This is a genomic window from Paenibacillus sp. NPDC055715 (assembly GCF_053617595.1).
This window is the reverse complement of the sequence record NZ_JBSHGA010000031.1, coordinates 1-3,957: the sequence shown is the minus strand read 5'-3', so window position 1 is coordinate 3,957 and position 3,957 is coordinate 1. Positions and strand designations below refer to the sequence as shown.

Genomic DNA, 3,957 nt, shown 5'->3' with positions numbered 1-3,957 from the left:
CAGTTTCATCCCGATTCCCGTCGTGCCACCATAGTAAGCCAGTATACACTCCGCTAGCGCTACGTGACTGGTTCAGGGCTGCGCCCCGAAACCCGCCAAAAGCCTGACGCGCCTGCGGCTTGTCCAACCCCGCGCCGACCGGGAAAGGCTTTCCCGCCCGTCCCGGCGTTATCAGGAGACCGGTTTGTCAGAGAAACGGAACAAGATGCTCACCATGTGGGTGACGGAGGACGAGCACCGGCGGCTGCTCGAACGCTGTGACGGCAGGCAGCTGGCGGCGTGGATGCGGCAGACCTGTCTTGATGAAAAGCCTGCGCGTACCGGAAAGCTACCCTCGATCTCGCCGGCGCTGCTGCGCCAGCTTGCCGGCATGGGCAACAACCTGAACCAGATAGCCCGCCGCGTTAACGCCGGCGGCGGTACCGGCCATGACAGGGTGCAGATTGTGGCGGCGCTGATGGCAATCGATGCCGGCCTTGAGCAGCTGCGGCACGCCGTTCTTGAGAAAGGAACGGACGATGATCATTAAATTTCATCCGCGCGGTCGCGGCGGTGGCGCCGGGCCGGTGGACTATTTGCTGGGTAAAGACCGGCAGCGTGAAGGCGCCACCGTCCTGCAGGGCAAGCCGGAAGAAGTCCGGGAGCTGATTGATGTGTCGCCTTACGTGAAGAAATACACCTCCGGCGTACTGTCGTTTGCGGAGGCAGATCTGCCTCCCGGCCAGCGGGAAAAACTGATGGCCAGCTTCGAGCGTGTTCTGATGCCCGGCCTCGATAAAGATCAGTACAGCATTCTGTGGGTGGAGCACGCGGACAAGGGGCGTCTGGAGCTGAACTTTCTGATCCCCAATACCGAGCTGCTGACCGGCAGGCGGCTCCAGCCGTACTACGACCGCGCCGACCGGCCGCGCATCGATGCCTGGCAGACGGTGGTCAACGGCCGGCTGGGGCTGCACGACCCGAACGCGCCGGAAAACCGGCGGGCGCTGGTCACGCCGTCCGCGCTGCCGGAAGCGAAGCAGGAAGCTGCCCAGGCGATTACGCGCGGCCTGCTTGCCCTTGCCTCATCCGGGGAGCTGAAAACCCGTCAGGACGTCACTGAGGCGCTGGAAAGCGCAGGTTTTGAGGTGGTGCGCAGCACGAAAAGCAGCATCAGCATTGCCGACCCGGACGGGGGGCGAAACATCCGACTGAAGGGAGCCATCTATGAGCAGTCTTTTAACGCTGGCGAAGGACTTGGAGCAGAAATCGAAAGCGCAGCAGCAGAGTACCGGCGAGATGCTGAAAGCCGCATTCAGCGAGCACGAGCAGTCTGTCAGAGCGGAACTGAGCGCAAGCGCGAGGAGAATCAGCGACGCCATCAGCGCCCACGAACAGAGTATGAGCGAGGCGATGGAGAAAAACCGGCGGAGCGTGCTGCTGACAGCCGGGAGGGCATGGCTCACCATCCTGATGGTGTCAGCGCTGCTGATCGCCACGAGCGGGAGCATTCTGTGGTGGCAGGGGCAGCAGATAACCGACAATTACACACATCTTCGTCAGCAGGAAGATACCCTGGCGAAAATGACTGCCCGGACGTGGGGAGTGCGCTATCAGGAGAGCAGCGACGGCCGGAGGTTCCTTATCCTGCCGCCGGGGATGCAAGCCGAAGCCATCCCCTACGACGGGACGACCTGGATCCGCCTGAAACAGGAGTAGCGGAAAATGACAGAGCTGGAAAAGCAGTTGCTGACCGCATTAGAGCAGCTACATCAGGACTACTCGCAAAGGCTGGACGAATGGGAGAGCGCCTTCGCGGAATGGCAGAAGATGTCTGGGCTTATGCAACGGGAGAACGCGGTGCTGAACGAGCGCGTGTCGGACTTGAGCACGCAGGTGCTGAGTTTAAGCGAGCAGCTGCGCCGCTTGTCCGGGAACTGAATGCCACCGAGTTCCGGCAGGGGGAGAATGAGTATCAGAAAACACTGGAGCTGGAGCGCCAGCCGCAGAAAACCTACAAAGGACCGACGCTGGGCTGACGGATGCCGGCCCGTGATAAACCCCAAGAAGGGGTCGTTTGCGGGAGAGGGCGAAATCCTACGCTAAGGCTTTGGCCAACGATATTCTCCGGTAAGATTGATGTGTTCCCAGGGGATAGGAGAAGTCGCTTGATATCTAGTATGACGTCTGTCGCACCTGCTTGATCGCGGCCGCGATAGCTAGATCGCGTTGCTCCTCTTCTCCATCCGCGTTCCAAGCTGCGGAAAGGCACCCATAAGCGTACGCCTGGTCGAGCAGGCGACGCGGATCGACGTCCAGCGCACGAGAGAATGCGTCCGCCATCTGTGCAATGCGTCTAGGATCGAGACAAAGGTCGTCTCTGTCAGCCGGATCGTAGAACATATTGGCGGCGCCAAAGCCCACTTCACCGACCAGACCGACGGGATCTATCACCAGCCAGCCGCGACTGGAGAACATGATGTTTTCATGATGCAGATCGCCATGTAGCCCACGCAGTTCCGAGGCATTGCTCATCATTTGATCGGCTATAATCGCCGCGTGGACGTAGTCAGTTTGACAACCTGCGTTTTGATCATCGCGCGCCCGCTGAAACAAAGCTGCAAAGCGATCCCGGATCGGGAGAAGGGCAGAAGGCAGGGGTTCCTCAGATGCGGCATACAGCTTCGCCATTAGTTCCGCTGCAATTTCGGTCGCCTGGTAGTCGCCGTGCTCGGCAACGATGTGAGAGAGCATTCGCTCCCCGGCATATTCGAGCAACATCAGATTGTTCTCACGACCGAGCAACCGGACTGCTCCCCTCCCATTGCGCCATACCAGATAGTCGGCCCCGCGCAGTTCATCAGCAATGTCTTCTATAGGTTTCAATCCCTTGACGATTGCAGGAGTCCCGTCTGGCAATGAAACTTTCCAAACGAGGCTGGAAAAGGTGTCCGCAATGAGAACAGGTTGCGAAACGTGCCAATGAGCAGGAAAAACAGGCGGCATGAACATCAACCCCAAGTCAGAGGGTCCAATCGCAGATAGAAGGCAAGGCGTTCGCGGTCGGGGGCTTCGATCCCCAATACATTGAATAGGACAGCGAAGGCGCGCTCTGCTTCATCTGGCGCTGCCCAGTTCTCTTCGGCGTTAGCAATCATGAGTGCCAAATCGGCATAGCGATCTGCTGTTCCGAGCCGCCCAAGGTCGATCAGACCCGTGCATTGAAGAGTTTTAGGGTCCACCATGAAGTTCGGCATGCAGGGATCACCATGGCAAACAACCATATCGGTGCGCTCTTGGTCGAGCCGCACCGGTAGCTCTCGTTCGACACGAGCCAAAAGATCGAGCTGCGGCGTACTCTTGTCCTCGTCCGGTAAGAAGTCGGGATTGACGGCATTGCGGGACACCACATCAACGGCGCGTCCGAACATTCGCGACAGCCTGCGCTCAAACGGACATTGATCAACCGATAGGCTGTGAACAGCGCCAAGTTGCTGCCCCATTGACGGCCACGCTTTGAGCAAATCCGCTCCAGACAGATCAGCCGCCGGTACTCCCGGAATTGCCGTTATCACCAAGCATGCACCCTCCTGTTCCTCCTGCCAGTTGATCACCTCGGGGCAAGCCACACCTCGACCTTTGAGCCAAATGAGGCGGTCACGCTCTCCAGCGAGCTCACCGCGGCGGGAAGCAGGTGCGATTTTCGCGAAGGCATGCCCGTCACCACGTCGAAAAACAAAATCACCAGATTCTCCGCCTCTGACAGGCAACCAGTCAGAATGCGATTCACCAAAAAAAATATTAGTTCGATTCAATGGAGGTTCCTTCAGTTTTCTGATGAAGCGCGGAGGTGGCTCAACCTGCGAAAAGAAACGAGTTGCTACGTAAGTCCGAGAACATGCTTTCCATGGTCTCTGAGCTCGCCTTTGGGACCGACATATCGGTAGAGAGTGACGCGCTCGATGCCGAGTTCCTTGC

Annotated in this window: 4 protein-coding genes; 2 read left to right on the top strand and 2 right to left on the bottom strand. The window is 58.8% G+C overall.

All coding sequences use genetic code 11. The features are described 5' to 3' along the window. The first annotated feature begins 184 nt into the window (after positions 1 to 184). Together ACWGOO_RS22275 and mbeA are read left to right on the top strand one after the other, a co-directional pair. The gene (locus ACWGOO_RS22275; RefSeq protein WP_044704870.1) at positions 185 to 529 is read left to right on the top strand and encodes a MobC family plasmid mobilization relaxosome protein; all 345 of its coding nucleotides are present in this window, start codon (positions 185 to 187) and stop codon (positions 527 to 529) included. Further along, a complete protein-coding gene (gene mbeA, locus ACWGOO_RS22270; protein ID WP_452486935.1) occupies positions 468 to 2,018 on the top strand; it encodes a plasmid mobilization relaxase MbeA in 1,551 nt (516 codons plus the stop codon). Before ACWGOO_RS22275 ends, mbeA begins: the two co-directional genes overlap by 62 nt. Before the next feature lie 136 nt (positions 2,019 to 2,154). On the opposite strand, the gene ACWGOO_RS22265 is transcribed toward mbeA, so the two are convergent. Both ACWGOO_RS22265 and aph(3'')-Ib read right to left on the bottom strand, forming a co-directional pair. Further along, a complete protein-coding gene (locus tag ACWGOO_RS22265; protein WP_000480968.1) occupies positions 2,155 to 2,991 on the bottom strand; it encodes an aminoglycoside O-phosphotransferase APH(6)-Id in 837 nt (278 codons plus the stop codon). Continuing rightward, a complete protein-coding gene (gene aph(3'')-Ib / locus ACWGOO_RS22260; protein ID WP_001082319.1) occupies positions 2,991 to 3,794 on the bottom strand; it encodes an aminoglycoside O-phosphotransferase APH(3'')-Ib in 804 nt (267 codons plus the stop codon). The genes ACWGOO_RS22265 and aph(3'')-Ib overlap by 1 nt, the downstream gene beginning before the upstream one ends. Positions 3,795 to 3,957: the final 163 nt, after the last annotated feature.